At 38.0% G+C, this 17730-nt stretch carries 16 protein-coding genes, 1 pseudogene and 1 other annotated feature; of the genes and pseudogenes, 3 read left to right on the top strand and 14 right to left on the bottom strand.

The genetic code is table 11. From position 1 onward, the window contains the following. Positions 1-436: 436 nt before the first annotated feature. From ACIQXF_RS09740 to ACIQXF_RS09710, 7 genes and pseudogenes are all read right to left on the bottom strand, one after another. Entirely contained in the window at positions 437-772 is a 336-nt protein-coding gene (locus ACIQXF_RS09740; RefSeq protein ID WP_402782143.1) for a hypothetical protein, read from the bottom strand. A 257-nt stretch (positions 773-1029) separates the two neighbouring features. After that, entirely contained in the window at positions 1030-1314 is a 285-nt protein-coding gene (locus ACIQXF_RS09735; protein ID WP_402782149.1) for a hypothetical protein, read from the bottom strand. A gap of 204 nt (positions 1315-1518) precedes the next feature. Further along, a pseudogene (locus ACIQXF_RS09730) lies at positions 1519-1614 on the bottom strand (aminoglycoside phosphotransferase family protein); the annotation flags it as partial. A 46-nt stretch (positions 1615-1660) separates the two neighbouring features. Further along, on the bottom strand, positions 1661-2941 hold the full coding sequence (gene serS, locus ACIQXF_RS09725; RefSeq protein WP_402782140.1) for a serine--tRNA ligase: 1281 nt from the start codon (positions 2939-2941) through the stop codon (positions 1661-1663). Between the two features lie 121 nt (positions 2942-3062). After that, positions 3063-3278, bottom strand: a binding site (T-box leader). A gap of 232 nt (positions 3279-3510) precedes the next feature. Beyond that, positions 3511-5775 carry a DEAD/DEAH box helicase gene (locus ACIQXF_RS09720; protein ID WP_402782137.1) on the bottom strand — a complete coding sequence of 755 codons (2265 nt, stop codon included), beginning with the start codon at positions 5773-5775 and terminating at the stop codon, positions 3511-3513. Beyond that, on the bottom strand, positions 5750-6133 hold the full coding sequence (locus ACIQXF_RS09715) for a YppE family protein (RefSeq protein WP_402782134.1): 384 nt from the start codon (positions 6131-6133) through the stop codon (positions 5750-5752). Before ACIQXF_RS09715 ends, ACIQXF_RS09720 begins: the two co-directional genes overlap by 26 nt. A 323-nt stretch (positions 6134-6456) precedes the next feature. After that, positions 6457-6651, bottom strand: coding sequence for an endonuclease (locus ACIQXF_RS09710; RefSeq protein WP_402782131.1), 195 nt, complete (start codon positions 6649-6651; stop codon positions 6457-6459). Positions 6652-7254: 603 nt separating this feature from the next. Between ACIQXF_RS09710 and recU the strand changes: the two genes are divergently transcribed. Further along, complete coding sequence (gene recU / locus ACIQXF_RS09705; RefSeq protein WP_402782128.1) at positions 7255-7905, top strand: Holliday junction resolvase RecU; 651 nt, start codon at positions 7255-7257, stop codon at positions 7903-7905. Then, a complete protein-coding gene (locus tag ACIQXF_RS09700; protein WP_402782125.1) occupies positions 7902-10568 on the top strand; it encodes a transglycosylase domain-containing protein in 2667 nt (888 codons plus the stop codon). The genes recU and ACIQXF_RS09700 overlap by 4 nt, the downstream gene beginning before the upstream one ends. An 87-nt stretch (positions 10569-10655) precedes the next feature. Here ACIQXF_RS09700 and ACIQXF_RS09695 read toward each other — a convergent pair whose 3' ends face one another. The 6 genes from ACIQXF_RS09695 to ACIQXF_RS09670 all read right to left on the bottom strand — a co-directional run bounded on the left by ACIQXF_RS09695 (position 10656) and on the right by ACIQXF_RS09670 (position 15556). Continuing rightward, the gene (locus ACIQXF_RS09695; RefSeq protein ID WP_402782122.1) at positions 10656-10970 is read right to left on the bottom strand and encodes a YpoC family protein; all 315 of its coding nucleotides are present in this window, start codon (positions 10968-10970) and stop codon (positions 10656-10658) included. Continuing rightward, positions 10967-11629, bottom strand: coding sequence for an endonuclease III (gene nth / locus ACIQXF_RS09690; RefSeq protein WP_402782119.1), 663 nt, complete (start codon positions 11627-11629; stop codon positions 10967-10969). Before nth ends, ACIQXF_RS09695 begins: the two co-directional genes overlap by 4 nt. Before the next feature lie 12 nt (positions 11630-11641). Then, positions 11642-12370: a DnaD domain-containing protein gene (locus ACIQXF_RS09685; RefSeq protein WP_402782116.1), complete on the bottom strand. Its 729-nt coding sequence runs from the start codon at positions 12368-12370 to the stop codon at positions 11642-11644. Between the two features lie 169 nt (positions 12371-12539). Then, positions 12540-13835: an asparagine--tRNA ligase gene (asnS, locus tag ACIQXF_RS09680; protein WP_402782113.1), complete on the bottom strand. Its 1296-nt coding sequence runs from the start codon at positions 13833-13835 to the stop codon at positions 12540-12542. 28 nt (positions 13836-13863) lie between these two features. Beyond that, positions 13864-15057 carry a pyridoxal phosphate-dependent aminotransferase gene (locus tag ACIQXF_RS09675; RefSeq protein WP_402782110.1) on the bottom strand — a complete coding sequence of 398 codons (1194 nt, stop codon included), beginning with the start codon at positions 15055-15057 and terminating at the stop codon, positions 13864-13866. Positions 15058-15073: 16 nt separating this feature from the next. Further along, positions 15074-15556, bottom strand: a complete 483-nt coding sequence (locus ACIQXF_RS09670) for a cell wall elongation regulator TseB-like domain-containing protein (protein ID WP_402782107.1) — start codon at positions 15554-15556, stop codon at positions 15074-15076. Between the two features lie 299 nt (positions 15557-15855). On the opposite strand from ACIQXF_RS09670, the gene ACIQXF_RS09665 reads away from it, so the two are divergent. Continuing rightward, the gene (locus ACIQXF_RS09665; RefSeq protein ID WP_402782104.1) at positions 15856-16185 is read left to right on the top strand and encodes a hypothetical protein; all 330 of its coding nucleotides are present in this window, start codon (positions 15856-15858) and stop codon (positions 16183-16185) included. Positions 16186-16204: 19 nt separating this feature from the next. Here the strand turns inward: ACIQXF_RS09665 and ACIQXF_RS09660 are convergent, their stop codons facing one another. Continuing rightward, positions 16205-17629, bottom strand: a complete 1425-nt coding sequence (locus tag ACIQXF_RS09660) for a GGDEF domain-containing protein (RefSeq protein WP_402782101.1) — start codon at positions 17627-17629, stop codon at positions 16205-16207. Between the last annotated feature and the right edge of the window lie 101 nt (positions 17630-17730).

Here is a 17730-nt window from a genome sequence, read left to right as displayed (position 1 = left end):
CCTAAAAAAGATGACACCTGCACAATACAGACATCATCTTCTTCAAGTTGCCTAGAGCTTTTTTTAAAATGTCCTTTACAAAGGGTACACTTTATATTGAAGAAAAGCCCCTATTAGTTGAAGTTGAGGAGCCGGTTGAAAAATGCAGATTTACAGCGATACTAAATTGTCTATTTATACACGTTTTTATTCAGATAGCACACCTGCAGCGTTTTCTGCAAAATCCTGAAAAGTCTTATTGTAACTATATTCATATACGTTTGCAAAAAAATCTGTATAGATAATGTTCATACATAAAGCCACAAAACGCTGGTTTAACAGCATTCGTGGCTTTTTAATGTGCGCCCAAACTTTTATTTGGGAACGTTTATTAGGTTTATTTTGTATATGTTATTAATCTTTGTTGTACTAATATCTATGCACATTACTAAAAAATCTATGTATAATGCTTATTTATTTGAAATTCAAGCTCTCTAATGATTATATTTGTTTCTGCATCGAAAATTTTTATTTCAATTGTAGTCTTGTCCCACTCTTCTAAATACGTGCGCTTTACATATTTTTGAAAACCTCTAACAACAGAAAATTTCTCCAAATATTGAGGCTTTTCATGAGATAAATTATAAATACTATCATCAATCCTCCATTGACCGAGTTGAATATTTATATTTCGATTAAGTTTATTTTGTGTATCAAAACTAAAAAACATTTCTTCTGTTGCTTCGTTAAAGTAAATACCCATTATTTTTAAATAAAAATCGTTATCATTCATCAGCAATAGTTGTATACCTACGTGGTCCTTTTCTTCTCCAACAAATTCCTGCCATTGTTCTTTAGTCCACTAGTCCATTTTAGTTGTATCATATGTTTTCATTGGTAAAACAACGTTAATAATTTCTTTTATCATTCTGAATCGAACCCTCCTGATATTTTTCAGGTAAATTGTAACATATTAGAAAATATACCAAAGCGTCGTTTGGAACCTTTTTGCTCTTAACGTTGTAAATCCAAATGAACAACAATATGTAATTATTTTTTATTTTTTAATTCTAAAAGTATAGGTGCTATATTTAGCAAAATAGAAACAATTGTCAGAAACCATAACGCCTTTTCCATAGTAGGTACAACATCCAATAAAGCCGCCCAATCTTCATCTTTTACCCAATTAGATACAAGGCTATGTTCTGCACAAAGTGTCAATGCTGTAAATGATAACCCCATTGCCATCGCAAGTTTATAATCTTTACCTGTTGTATACATATAAAGATTTATAAAAGTTGCTACTATAGCAATAAGACCTAATATTAACCACATCATGATACCTCCCTTTTACAATATAGACATAAGTTGTAATTAATTTGTTCCCAAACGCTCGTTTGGAAACACACGAAAGAGCCACGAAGTTGTTAAATCAACGTTTCGCGGCTTTTTCTATGAACATTATTTATACAGCTTTTTTGAATCGAACTCCCACACTTTTTCTCAGGTACACTGTACAACTGCTACCCATTTAGCTCGCTAAAATTCCTTTAAGAAATAAAGCATTTTTTCAATTCCACGGCGTTTACACCACCCGATACAATAAAAAGCATCTGTAAATCAATAAAAAGGCAATCCAATTACCTGTTAAAGGATATCTAAAATAGCATTTACCCGTTATTTATTTTGGTGCAATTATTTCTTTACCACCCATGTATGGTCTTAAAACTTCAGGAATTACTACGCTTCCATCAGCTTGTTGATAGTTTTCTAGGATAGCGGCAACTGTACGACCAATGGCAAGACCTGAACCGTTTAATGTATGAACATATTCTGGTTTTGCAGTTTGCTCACGACGGAAGCGGATATTTGCTCGTCGTGCTTGGAAATCCTCAAAGTTAGAGCAAGAAGAAATTTCACGGTACATGTTTTGTGCAGGAATCCAAACTTCTAAATCATATTTCTTCGCTGCAGTAAAACCTAAATCAGCTGTACACATTTTTAGCTTACGATATGGTAAGCCTAGTAATTGCAATACTTTTTCTGCATGATTTGTTAATAGCTCTAATTGATCGTATGATTCCTCTGGTTTTACAAAGCGAACTAGTTCTACTTTGTTGAACTGATGTTGACGGATTAAACCACGTGTATCACGACCCGCAGAGCCTGCTTCTGAACGGAAGCACGCACTATAGGAAGCAAAGCCTTGTGGTAAAGCCTCAGCCAGTAAAATTTCATCACGATAGAAGTTTGTGACAGGTACCTCTGCCGTTGGAATCATGAAATAATCTGTTTCCTCTAATTTAAATACATCTTCTTCAAATTTAGGAAGATTTCCAGTACCCGTCAAGCTATCACGATTAACAATGACAGGTGGTAGCATTTCCTCATAACCATGCTCCTCTGCATGTAAATCCATCATAAATGTCATTAATGCACGTTCTAAACGAGCTCCAAGCCCGCGGTAGAATAAGAAACGGCTACCTGTTACTTTTGTACCTCGTTCAAAGTCAACAATCTTCAAATCTGTAGCAAGATCCCAATGTGCTTTAATGCCAAAATCAAATGTTGGAATTTCACCCCAAGTATATTCTTCTACATTGTCGTCTTCTGTTGTCCCTACTGGTACAGATTCGTGTGGAATGTTTGGTAAACGCATCATCATATCTTTAAAGCGCTCTTCAATATCATTTAGTTGAACATCTAGCTCTTTAATTTCATCGCCCACTTGACGCATACGAGCAATAACTTCATCTGCATTTTCCTTGTTGCGTTTCATAATTGAAATTTGTTCAGATACTTTATTTCGTTCTGCTTTTAATTCTTCTGTTTTAGTAATTAACTTACGACGCTTTGCATCTAAATCCTCGAAGTCATCTAAGTTGCCTAAATCTTCATTACGTGTTAATAGCATTTTTTTAATTTCCGCGAAATTATCGCGTACGCGTTTAATATCTAACATAATCATACCTCCAGTAGTTTAATGACATTGCTCCATTAAGTCTTGGTGTAATTGCGTTGCAAGCTCAACTCGAATAGCTCCGCTTTGAATCCAAATAAACACAAAAAAGCCCCCATCCCTAAAAAGGGACGAGAGCTACCCGCGTTGCCACCCTAATTGATTAGGCATATACCTAATCCGCTTATTTCATAACGGCATTTCAGCCGGCTACAGCCTACTTACATTACTTCGACTGTGCAACTCCAGGACGGATTCACAAGTGCTTCTATCAGCTTCCACCAACCGCTGACTCTCTAAAAAAAACGTGCTTGCTACTACTTCCCATCATCGTGTTCAGTTATTTAAATTTTAACCATACTGTACTATACGAAAACAGATTTTGCAAGTCATACCATAGGATACAAAATATTCTAGAATTCTTGAATCACGGTTAATTTCGTATGAAATTCACAGCCCAATAAATGACCATTTCGCGCTAAGATAATTTTCCTCTCATATTCAGCGAATTTCAGCATTTTTACCGACTGCTTTAATTAGTTAGACTTTTCCTCTCAAGCCCTCTTTGTCATCTAATTTAAAATCCTAAGAAGCTCTACTACTCTTTTCTTCCCCTGCTGCAAACTATCTTGCGCCCCTATACAGGATGGACACCCTGACTCACAAGGACAATTCGCCACATGATGAAAAGTTTTAGTTAATAAATCCTCCCATAAATCATAGACTTTTTCACTTAGCCCGATACCACCAGGGTACTTATCATAGACAAAAAACGTTGGCAGCTCATTATGGGATGCCTTTACTTGCGGGACTACTGCTACGTCACTGCTGTCACATTGAATGAATATTGGAATAAAAGCATTCATTGCGTAAGCAGCTCCAGTCATTGCATCCGTAAGCTCTGCCTCTGACCACTGAGGCGTGTTATTGAAAGATAACCATGATGCGCTTGTATGCATTTCATCAGGCGGTAAATGAATCGGACCTGAGCCGATATTATCATGTGTGCCGAAGCGGATTTTCTTAAAAATAGTTGCTTGGGCGACTAAACCAACATCTCCAAAGCTAATGGTACCGCCTGTATAATGGCGACTACGATCTTCCTCTAGCACCTTCATTTCAACCGCTAGATTGGCATCTGTATAGTAATCGACATCTACTTCTCTTACATATGCTTTCTTTTCTTCCCAATCAAGCTTTTCTACTTGGAATTGAATGCCCTGATGTAAATAAATAGCCTCTTCATGTAGTAATGTCATAGCACTATGACGATCCATTTCACCAATAACCTTTGTTTGTGCAGGGACTGTCATATCAATTATCACAACATTTTCTTGTGAAGCCGAACGCAGGCTAATATCGTGTGCAGGAAAACGATCACTCATCCAATGCCACTTGTCTGTTGTTTTAAAAACAACACCTTCCTCAGCTAAGTAGTCAAGTAATTCCTGAATCTCATATTCACCATACGTATCATCTGTGGAGAAAGGTAGCTCAAACGCTGCACATTTTAAATGATCCATTAATATCAGCATATTTTCGGGATAAATACGCGCTTCCTCTGGCGCACTGCCAAGTAAAAACAGCGGGTGATCCACGACGTATTGGTCAAGTGCTGTCGATTGAGCTACATAAATTATTAACGCCTCATCTTGACGACGCCCCGCGCGGCCCGCTTGCTGCCAGGCGCTCGCAATATTTCCCGGGTAACCTGTCATGATACATGCTTGCAATTGGCCAATATCGACGCCTAATTCAAGCGCATTTGTACTAACTACCGTTCGAATAGTTCCGTCTCGAAGTCCTCGTTCAATAATTCTCCGTTCAGAAGGTAGGTAACCACCACGATAGCCACGCACCGACTCATCAAGAAGCTTATTACGTGTAAGCTCCTTTAAATACGTCACAATCATTTCTACACGTACACGACTTTTGGCAAAAATAATAGTTTGTATACCTGCTGTATATAATCTTTTAGCGAGGTCACTCACCTCTAATACAGCACTTCGACGTACGCCAAATGTTTTATGAACAATAGGAGGATTATAAAAAAGAAATGTCTTTTTACCAACTGGAGCTCCTGAATCGGCAATTAATGCATGGGTATCATTCGTTAGAGCTTCGGCTAGCTCTTTTGGATTCTTAATGGTTGCTGATGTACAAATAAAAACCGGCTTACTACCATAAAATTCACAGATACGCTTTAATCTTCGAATAACATGGGCCACATGTGAACCAAACACACCTTTATATGTATGCAACTCATCAATAACGATATACTTTAGATTTTCAAATAGTGAAACCCATTTCGTGTGATGTGGTAAAATCCCCGAATGAAGCATATCAGGGTTGGTCATCACAATATGCCCTGCCTTGCGAACCTTTTGACGAATGCCTGGTGCAGTATCTCCATCATACGTATAGCTTAAAATTTCTTCACCACTTTGTTCAATTAATTCATTTAAATCATTTTTCTGGTCCTGTGCTAAAGCTTTCGTTGGAAATAAATAAATCGCTCGTGCATTTTTATCTTCTAATATTTTTTGAAGAACAGGTAAGTGGTAGCAATAAGATTTTCCTGATGCAGTTGGCGTAACAGCAGTAAAGGATACACCGTTCATTGCCAAATCGAATGCCTCACGTTGGTGGGTGTACAATTGTTCTATCCCTCTTGCATGAAGTGCCTTTATAAGTGAAGGATGCAAATTTCCAGGGAAAGGTGCATATCTTGCTTCACGTCCATCAAGCGTTTGCCAGTGTAAAATGCGTTCTTTCAATTCTTCATCATATCTCCATTCGCGTAATAGCTCACTAATGGTCCTTTTTTTCGATAACATTTGCTTTAGCCTCCTTCACGATTCTGTCAAGGTTTGTTAACGTATAGGAGGTAGAATGAATCGCATCTAAAAAACGCTTTTTACTTGTTTCTTTATAAAAAGATTGCACAACAAATTGCTCCATCGATTCCACCACCGAAGCAATTTGTTGTGTATGCATATATTTTGGTTGATTTTTTTTAATCCATATATTTGCCTCTTGCTGCCATTCCTTTAAAAGCTGGTGAATAACATCAGCATGTGGCTTAACCTCCGCAAAAAAATCTGGCGCACGGTCTTCTTCACGCATTTGCCAAAAGCGTGTTACACATTTTTCACATTCATCTATTAATATGGAAGTTTGCTGTATCAATAACAATTCCGCACCTCATCTCATTAATTCCAGCATTATTAAATAGCTGACAATTTTTCACCTCTAAAAAAAGTGCGAATTTTAGCTGTTGTTTCATAAGCATTAATGTACGCATAGTATCATTTTAAGCTAATTTTCCGAAACAGCTATTGTTAAAATTCGTGCTATATAAAAAATCGTCTGCTATAAATTAAGCCCTATGAGCGAATTTACTCCTAATGATTTGCATATGCTCATATGTTCATGGCACACCTTCATTTGAGGTAAATACTGTCTATGCTCATATTGGGTTATCTAAATTGCATATGAGATAAGTGTACCAAAGTCTATCATTTTTCACTACTTATAAGCGAACAAGCATTCTTTACTTGCCAGTTCTTTTCTGCTAAGCTTACTTTCTGGCTAACAGATTTGAGCTGCATAAAAAAATGCATGCTCTGTGCATTGTTTTCCAACGACACTCTAGTTAAAAGTAACTGATTGACCAGATCCAACTGCGCAACTAATTTTTCTAACTTGTTCATATAACGCCTCCTTAGCTTTACTTATGTATTCCTCGTATGTATAAGATTACCTTCATGCGTGACAAAATAAGCGTAAGTTAGCTGAAAGAAGAAGTATTTCGATAAAAACTATTTTATGAAGCGTATTGTCTTCAAAATCGTCTATTAAATAAAAGCTATGTGGTGCACAGTTTCGCAATAAAATCTTGCTAGAAATTTAATCTGTTATTTTGACGATTTGGGTGGAAGAACTTGTTGTGCTTCGTGATATTTTTCGACTTCAAGAGGCGAAAATTGCCACACAATCCATTGTTGATTTCGGTAATTTTACCAATGATCAATTATGCCTCGGCATAATTGCGTCCGGAATCGGCTTTGTGCTTGCACAAAGAACTCCTTCCCGATTCCGTGACATCCGCCGGAGGCTTTAACTTCTTTCAGCAGGTGTTTGGACACCCGCTGAAAAGTAGTCTAAACCCGCATCCATCTCACCCCTATAGAAGTGGGAGACTTCTGCTGAAAGAAGTTAATCTAGCATCAATTACACTATTAACGGAAGTGGAGAACTAATACTGAATCATGGTAAACTATTGTATAATAGCAGTATTATAAAGGGTGAGCTTAGTGACAATTCGTTATCCAAATGGGAAAATGTATACCCCTAATCCATCTGTTCAAAAAACAGAAAAGAAGGGACAGGACAAAGATATTTCATTTAGCAATCGAGGAAAAACACTTGAAGATGAAATTAATGAAGCGAACGACTATTATTTAAAAAGGCGGCTTGCTATCATTCATAAGAAACCTGTTCCCGTGCAAATCGTCAAAGTAGAGTACCCATCACGAAGTGCTGCAGTTATTCGTGAGGCATATTTCCGAACACCCTCTACAACTGATTATAATGGTGTTTGGAATGGGCATTATATTGATTTTGATGCAAAGGAAACAGCCTCAAAGACCAGTTTTCCTTTAAAAAATATACACTTACATCAAATGACACATATGCAGCAAGTGACGGAACAAAATGGAGTGGCTTTTATTATCGTTCGTTTTTCAGCTTTTGAGCGATATTTTATAGTACCATACCAAGTTTTACAAAAGACCTGGCTAGCAATGGAAAAAGGTGAACGTAAATCAATACCCTTTTCAACTATTGAAAAGGAGGCTTTTGAAATTCCAACAAGCTATTATCCACGTATCGATTATTTACCGATTATCCAACAGCTCATCGATGCAAATAGCCTTGGTTCTGAAAGTGAGGAGATAGTAGAATGACCGAAAATCGTCGAACACGCGGTGAGCATCAAAAAGCTCTCGCGCAAAAAAATAAAAAGACCGCACCGAAACCATCGAAAAAGATATGGTTCAAGCGCATTATGTTAACACTAATGGCTATAGTGGCCGTAGGTTTTATTGGAGGTGCCGGGCTATTCGCTTATTATGCAAGTACTGCACCTGAACTAAATGAAGACTTGCTAAAGGACCCCGTTTCCTCAGAATTCTATGATAAAAACGGTGAAATATTTGCAACAATCGGTGCAGAAAACCGTAAATATGTAAAATATGAAGATATACCTGAGGGTATGGTTAACGCAATCCTTGCGACGGAAGATGTACGCTTTTTTAAGCACCATGGTATAGATTTTTATCGCCTTGGTGGGGCAGTTCTTGCTAACTTCCGTGATGGCTTCGGGGCACAAGGGGCCTCTACATTAACACAGCAAGTTGTCAAAAACTCATTTTTACAAAACGAGAAAAAATTAAAACGTAAGGCACAGGAAGCTTGGCTTGCATTCCAATTAGAACGTAAATATTCCAAAGAAGAAATTTTTGAAATGTACTTTAATAAAATGCTGATGTCAGGTCGTGTTTACGGCTTCGGAACAGCAGCTCAATATTTCTATGGTAAAGACTTAAAAGATTTAACTTTAGATGAAGAAGCATTACTTGCAGGTTTAGTACAACGCCCAAATGCTTACAATCCATTAAAAAATCCTGAACTTGCTAAAAAACGTCGTAATACGGTTCTAGGATTAATGTATCAACATGGTAAAATTACAAAAGCTGAGATGGAAGAAGCAAAGAAAGCAGAAGTTCAAGCTGGTCTAGCTGACGATGCAACACGTCAAAAATTTTCTGGCTCTAAATACGACGCCTTCCTTGATGTCGTTATTAGTGAGTTAGAGGATAACGGTGATGGTACTGCAATGGCGGAAGGTATTAAAGTCTATACAACACTTGATCCAAATGCCCAACAAATTGTAGAAAACATTATGAATGATGATAGTAACTTCCCAACAGAAAACATTCAATCCGGTGTAGCTGTTGTTGACACAAAAACTGGTCAAATTCAAGCAATTGGCGGCGCACGCAATTACGGGACTGAGCGTGGCTGGAACTATGCATATGATATGAAACATCAACCAGGCTCCACAATGAAGCCATTACTTGATTATGGACCAGCCATCGAAAATTTAAAATGGTCAACAGGTCAAACACTTGTAGATGAACCTATGAAATACACACGTTCGAACCAATCCATCACGAACTGGGATGGTAAATATATGGGTGCAATGACAGCACGTAAAGCGTTATATGCTTCACGTAACGTTCCAGCTGTTAAAACATTACAAGAAGTCGGTATTGATAAAGCCAAAGAATTCGTAGGTCGTTTAGGTATCGAAGCTAAAAATGTTTATGAATCTGATGCCATCGGTGGTGGGGATATTGCGATGTCTCCTGTGCAAATGGCAGCTGCTTATGCGGCATTTGGGAATAATGGTGTTTTCAATACCCCTCATTCGATAACAAAAATTGTTTACCGTGATGGTAAATCAACAAAAGATTATACACCAAAGTCTGAATTTGCGATGAGTGATTATACAGCATATATGGTGACAGACATGCTACGTGATGTTGTCGGCAATAAGCCTGATGCATCAGGTACTGCAGCTAATGTTTCAGGCTTAGACATCGCAGGTAAAACAGGTACAACAAACTACTCATCAGCGGATTTTAACAAGCACAATCTACCAAGTACTAGTGTGCCAGACTCATGGTTTGCAGGTTATACAACTAACTATTCAATCGCAATATGGAGTGGTTATGAAAAACACTTTGACCCAATTACGACTTGGGATGAACGTCGCTTGCCGCAATATTTATTTAAAAATATTATGAAAGAGATTTCAGCGAACGTTGATACACCGCGTTTCAAAAAGCCAAGTTCAGTTGTAGAAGCTACAATTGAAGTAGGATCGAAGCCTCTTAAACTAGCAAGTGATTATACACCAAGTGAAAAACGTCAAACAGAGCTATTTGTTCGTGGTACCGAGCCTACCGAAGTATCAAGTCAATACGAGGCACCTGAACTATCTACTCCTTATAATGTTTCTGCTATCCTAGATTTAGGATCTCAAGCAATTAATATTTCATGGGAGCATGATACAATGCTTAATCCGGAAACAGACGAACCATTACAAACAACATTTGAAGTATCTGCTACAAAAGAAGGTGGAGAAACTATTGTTCTTGGTACAACGGAAAGCAAAGAGTTAACAGTTAACAGCAACACACTAGAAGATGGCAATTACACGATTTCTGTTGTGGCTATTGTGGATGGTACACGCAGTGATCCAGGTACAACTACCTTCCAGGTAGCAAGTATGCCTGATGAAGAAACAGAACCTGATACGCCAGAACAGCCTGATATAGATCAACCAACAGAACCTGATGGGGACAATAACGGTGACAATGGCAATCACAACGGTAATAATAATGGCAACGGCAATAACAACGACAACGGAAATGGCAACAATAACGGGACCGGCAATGGAGGAACTAACGGTAACAACACCGGCAACAATAACGGTAGCCAACCACCAACTCCACCAACAGATCCTGTAGCTCCAAATGAAGAAAACAATAACACAGAGTAAAAGAAAAGCAGAGAAGCGTAGTTCATCATTACGCTTCTCTGCTTTTTCATTTCTATCAATGTATTTTGCAACTTCTATCCGTCTACCCTAGCTTTTTGCAGCTTGGAGTCTTAATCTTGCCGCTCGTTTTTTTGTCTCCTTAAATAATTCATCAAGTTGACGATAGCAAGCATATTGACCAGGCTTTGCTTTTATAAAGGTTATTCGTTCAACGCCATTGATTGGCAAGACCTCTTCTCCTGCCTCTTGCACTAAACGCTCAAACAATACGGTTGCCTGTTCCATCAAGACTTTTGCTTCTCCGTTTCTTGCATCATGGGCTGCATGAATCTTGAATTCTAGCTCCTGCCACTCTGCAAACCAAGCATCTATTTTTTCCTTTGCAATTGCCCCTACATTCACGCTTCCTTCACCAGCCCTTTTTTCAATCGCTTTTGGCCCTCACGACAATCATCAAGTAAAGGGCATGTATGACAGCCAGGATTTTGAGCCTTACAATGATAACGACCAAAGAAAATTAGCTGATGGTGGGTTTTCGACCACTTGTCCATCGGAGTTTTTTTCATAATGGTTTCTTCCACCTCAAGCACGGAATCTTTCCAGCGACAAAGACCTAATCGTTTGGACACTCGCTCTACATGTGTATCTACCGCAAGAGCTGGGATATCAAAAGCTACCGATAATACGACATTGGCCGTTTTACGACCGACACCAGGCAATGTGACCAATGCTTCGCGGCTTGCAGGTATTTCTCCATCGTATTCTTCCAACAATCGTTGACATAACGCTTGAATGTTCTTCGCTTTATTTCGATACAAGCCAATGGAACAAATATCCTGTTGCAATTCCTCTAAGGACACTGCTAAATAATCTTCTGGCTTTTTATACTTCTGAAACAATGTTTTCGTTACCTTGTTCACAAGGACATCGGTACACTGGGCAGATAATAACGTGGCAATTGTTAGCTCGAACGGATTATCATGTACTAGCTCACAATGTGCATCAGGAAACATACGGTCCATTTCTGCTAGACAATGCTCCCACTGTTTTTTTGTTAACATATCGGAAGTCCCCTACTCTCTTTCTTCTAACCAATTATAAAATGGTACTTTATTTGTCGACTGTGTATCTTGCTGCACTGTACGAACTGGCTGCCTGTTAAAAGTTTGTTTTTCACGGAACTGCTCACTTTGTTTTTGTGCAGCCTGTGGTGTCGTAATATTTTTCTTTTTCCACTCCAGCAAAATTCGATCAATATAACGAATACTCAGCTTGCCAGCAAACACAGCTTCCTTAAGCGCCTCCTTAATAAGCGCTGGGCTGTGCTTATCCTCATCTAGCCAAGAACCAATTTTTTCAAGCTCTAAAGGAGATAAAAGACGCCCCATTTCCTCTTCAAATAAACGGAATATCTCACCCTCTTCTTGTCGAAGTGAAGCTGCTGACTTTTGGTGTTCTTTCATTTCAATCAACTGCATGATACGCTCCCAAAGTGGGTATACCGAATATTTTTCGTATAGCTTGCCGTTTACATCAACATCTCGTGTAATTTCGAGGAAGCCTTTTTGCATTAATCGCTGAAGACGTGAAGTAATGTCACTGTCAGGCATTGTGAGTCGATTCATCAAATCATTAGGTGTTGGAAAATCATTGCCCTCCATATGGAAAGCAAGTAAATGCATAACAATCAGCGCCTCTTCATCCTCTATGTTTAACTCCTTATAAAACTGAAAAAAAAACTGGGGAATCTGAATTATTCTCTGCTCAGTCCATATGCGGAGTCGACTATTATTTGTGTTCATATTTACTTGACTCCTTCTTCCATAGTAAGTAGAAAAGTCGCGTAGACATATCACTACGCGACTTTTTAATTTAACAACCAAGTTTCACATCTCTGCATCAAAGAGCAAAGTTGAATTCTTTCCTCCTACCCTATGTTGCATAGGATGTGTAATACCAAAAATTATATGCTTATGGATATAAGCGGTTTAGTAAACGTGGGAATGGAATCGTTTCACGGATATGCTCAGTGCCTGAAATCCATGCCACCGTACGTTCTAATCCTAGACCAAAGCCTGAGTGTGGTACAGAGCCCTGTTTACGTAGCTCTAAATACCAAGCATAAGCATCTAATGATAAGTGATGTTCTTCAAGACGAGACTTTAATAAATCATAGTCATGGATTCGCTCAGAACCACCAATTATTTCACCATAACCTTCTGGTGCAATTAAGTCTGCACATAATACGACGTCATCGCGATCAGGATGTGGTTGCATATAGAATGGTTTAATTCCTACTGGGTAGCAAGTAATGAATACAGGTTTGTCAAATGAATTGGCAATAGCAGTTTCATGTGGCGCACCGAAGTCATCACCCCATTCAATATCATCAAAACCTTGTTCGTGTAATAATTTAATGGCATCGTCGTAAGAAATACGAGGGAATGGCGCTTTGATATTTTCAAGTTTTGATGTATCACGGCCAAGTCGCTCTAACTCTAATTTACAGTTTGCCAGAACAGATTGCACAATATGTTCAACATATTGTTCTTGCACTTCTAGATTTTCCTCAAATTCTACAAACGCCATCTCTGGCTCAATCATCCAAAACTCGATTAAATGACGACGTGTTTTAGATTTTTCAGCACGGAATGTCGGACCGAATGAAAATACTTTACCTAATGCCATCGCCGCCGCTTCCATATAAAGCTGACCAGATTGAGATAAGTATGCATCTTCATCGAAATATTTTGTAGCAAAGAGCTCTGAAGTACCTTCCGGAGCTGAACCAGTTAAAATTGGTGGATCCATTTTTGTAAAGCCATTGTTGTTGAAAAACTCGTAAGTTGCACGAATAATTTCGTTACGAATTTTCATAATCGCATGTTGCTTACGAGAACGAAGCCATAAGTGACGGTTATCCATCAAAAACTCTGGACCATGTTCTTTTGGTGTAATCGGAAAATCTGTTGCAGCATGCAGTACTTCAATGCCAGTTACAGCAAGCTCACAGCCAAAGCTCGAACGCTCATCTGCTTTAACCTCACCTGTAATGTACATTGATGTTTCTTGTGTCATACCTTTTGCAACGGCAAAAATTTCTTCGCCTACTTCTTCCTTCACAACAACGCCTTGAACAAAGCCAGAACCATCACGTAGCTGTAAGAAGGCAATTTTCCCACTTGATCGTTTGTTTGCTAACCAAGCACCTAGCTTGACTGTTTCACCGATATGCTTTGGCATATCCTGAATCATAATTTTTTTCATAGAAATCCTCCAAGGTTGGTTAGAAGGATTAGTCTTGCCATTTTGATTTTACAAATGCATCAATACGACGGACTGCCTCTTCTAATAATTCTAAAGATGTAGCATAAGATAATCGCATTGTAGTTGGTGTACCAAAGCCAGAGCCTGGAATCACTGCTACGTTTGCTTCCGTTAAAATATCCGCAGCAAATGCATCTACTGAATCATAGCCAGTATGAGCCATAGCTTCAGACACATCTGGTAATAAGTAGAACGCACCCTGTGGTTTTAAGACATTGAAGCCAGGAATTGCACTTAACTGTGGATAGATTATTTCAAGACGAGATTCGAATGCTTGGCGCATTTCTTCTACTGTGTCCTGTGGTCCATTGTACGCCTCCACTGTTGCATATTGTGCAGTAGTTGTAGCGTTTGATGTAGAGTGTGATGCAAGGTCAGTCATTGGTTTAATAATGTCTGCACATCCTGCAGCATACCCGATACGCCAGCCTGTCATAGAGTGAGATTTTGCTACACCGTTTACAACGATTGTACGTGCTTTCACTGCATCAGAAAGTTGTGCAATTGAAAAATGCTCAATACCATTGTATACAAGCTTCTCATAAATTTCATCTGACACGATTAAAATATCTTTTTCTTCTGCAACAACAGCAAGTTCAGCTAGCTCCTCGCAAGAATAAATCATACCTGATGGGTTACAAGGTGAGTTAATAATCACTGCTTTTGTTTTATCTGTCACAGCAGCTCTTAATTGATCAGCCGTAATTTTATAGCCTTGTTCGCGTGTACCTTCAACATAAACAGGTACACCACCTGCTAATTTCACTTGTTCTGGATAAGATACCCAATAAGGAATTGGGATAATGACTTCATCGCCCTCATTTAAAATCACTTGGAATAGTGTGTAAAGAATATGTTTCGCACCAACACCTACAATGATTTCATTTGCCTTGTATGTAAGGTTGTTGTCGCGCTGCAATTTATCGATGATGGCTTTCTTAAGTACTGGAAGTCCGCCAGCAGGTGTATATTTTGTTAGACCTTTTTCCATTGAGTCAATGGCAGCATTTAAAATATTTTGTGGAGTGTTGAAGTCTGGCTCACCAGCACCTAGACCAATAACATCAATACCTTGCTCTTTTAATTCTTTTGCTTTCGCAGTAATTGCTAAAGTTGAAGATGGTGTTAAAGTTTTCACACGGTTTGCTAATAAATTTTTCATACGGGATCTACTCCTCTTATAAATTCTTAATGCGCTTCCACCAGTCGCCGTCCTTAAACATGATATAGACATAGTTGAGCTTATCGTGGTCGTTTAGATACGTAATTTCCCAAACAGCTCCTGGCTCCTCATAGCCTAACTTCATATTAAGAACCTTTTGTACATTTCCTTCCTTTTTAAAAACCGATAATGCTTGCTTTTCGTTAATACCATCTTTCAAAAATACTTCCTGAATTGAATCAGCTTCTAGATTCGTCGGAACAAAGACAGCCTTTTTATCACCATATTCATCTACTCCGAACACAGTGACATACGAATGTTTGCCATTATATGTGTAGGACTCCGTGACAATTGCGAGGGCTTTGGCATCGAGTGCCAACTGTTCAGCCTGTTCTTCAATTGATCGGAATGGAGCCTCGGCTTTCCAGATTACTAAAATACTAATGACAAGTGACAATGAAACCATAAAGACAGAAATGAAAATCAACCAGTTTTTCATACATCCACCTTATGTTTCACATCTAGCTTATTCTTTAACACGAATAGCTGATGTTGTTGCGTGTCTATAACTGCGTATACATTCATTTTGCTTTCCATTTTTGCCAACCTGCTTTCTTTCCTCGTACCACAACATTATACAACAATTTTGTGTTGTCGTGTTTCTTAATTTCATATATTGTACGTTGATAGAACAACGTTTTCAAATGATCCGAGTAGTAATTTTTATTTTAAGATAATTAATAAAAAATGATAGCCTTTTCAATATCCAAAAACCTATTCATCCGGATGAGGTTTTTCATGTTGTTGAAAAACTATTGTGTCAATGAAAATAAAGAACCCTATCAAATAAAATATGACTTTTTGGCAAAACGAGGGTTGATTTCCGTTCCAACTGGTCGCATTCCTAGGGCGTCCAAAGCGCAGCGGCAGCAACAAATGTTTTATCTGTGCGAAAGCGCAGCGACAGCAACAATTGTTTTATCTGTGCGAAAGCGCAGCGACAGCGACAGCAACAACAAAGCGAGTAGCCTAGAACGGAAATCACCACATTTAAAATGCCAAATATTCACTAAGATTTCCTTGACCATTTTGTTTTTCAACACTATAAAAACCTATTCACCTGAGTGAATAGGTTTTATATTTAAAATCATGATAGTTCATAAATATCATAGCTCGCACGTCCATTATTTTTAACACGATATAAACATCGATCAGCTTGTTCAAATAAAATTGAATAGTCATAATTTTTCTGATCATTGATACAAGCGCCCATGCTCACCTTAAGAGTATCACTTTCATCTTTCTGATCAAGCGTTAAAGTTAGTAGGTAGGCATGTATATCCTTGATAAGATTTTGTACATATTCCTTATATTCATGGCGAATACAAATAATAAATTCATCTCCACCGAAACGAATAATCTCTGCTTCTTCTTCAAGTAAAAATTCCCATAAACCATTTGCAAGAAGTTGTAGTACCCTATCTCCAAATAAGTGACCATGTCTATCGTTGTACAATTTAAAATAATCAATATCAAGAACAGCCACACCAACAAATTGTTTGCTATTCTCTGCTACTGTTAACCAATCGTTTATTTCAAAATCTAGGAAATGACGATTAAAGACACCTGTTAACGGATCCAAAAGTGCCTTTTTTTCAAGCTTTTCCTTCTGTCTATTAAATTCTAAATTCATCACATGTTGGAGCAAATTATCAGCACTCATTTTCTCGGAAAGCTCTATATACGCACGCTGCACTTCAAAAATTTCTTCTCGCCAATCTAATTCATAAAGTACATTTAATAGCAGACGCATTATTTTCTTGGTGAACGCGTTGTCACCATAAGATTGTGCAAGCTCTATTGATTGCTTATAATAGTACACTGATTCTTCTAACTTTTGTTGTTTCTCATATAAAAACCCATAACCAAACAAAGCTGCTACCTTTTCACGATTATGGTTATGAATGATATCAGAATTCAAATTGCCATCTAATAACGCTTGGCCCGTCTCAAAATCTCCCTCTAAAATATAAACATCTGCCAAATTATTATTAATGCGAATGTCATTTAACTTCGCTATTTCAGGTTGATTTTTTGATAGTTCCTGATTATATTTCCTCGCAATTAGACCTGCTTGAAGTGCATCAGCATTACAGCCATTCTCGACCTTAAGATAGCATAGATTACTATGACAACGAACAAGCATAGTTATATCGTTTAGTTCATTCGCATATTCAATTGATTTCTTTGTCATTTCAATCGTTTTTTCTTTGAAACCAACCAAATCATAAAGCAAAGACATGACTAAGTAATAATGCATGAAGTCTTTTAGATCTCCATATTTTTTACAATAGGCTTCATATTCATGAATAAGGCTTACCATACTTAACGGGTCACCAAGTGCGAAGTGTATTAATATCTTTTGAAAATACAAATCCTGCACATGTGTATATTTTTGATTTTCTATGGCAACTAACAGGCCCTGTTCTGCGAGGGTCAATGCTTCTGATATAAGTCCCTTTGTTCTCATTTCCATTATTGTTTTATTTAATTGTTCTAATGTAAGTTCCAACCTATCACTTCTCCAAGCCCCAAGTATCACATACGAATAGTTTAATTATAAATTAAGTACTTCCTATCGTGTGTGTTTCTGATCATTTACCACGAATTACT

The sequence above is a fragment of the Lysinibacillus sp. NPDC097231 genome (assembly GCF_044761885.1).
GTDB lineage: Bacteria > Bacillota > Bacilli > Bacillales_A > Planococcaceae > Lysinibacillus.
Note: the sequence above shows the minus strand (reverse complement) of the source record. Positions and strands in the feature narration are given on the sequence as shown.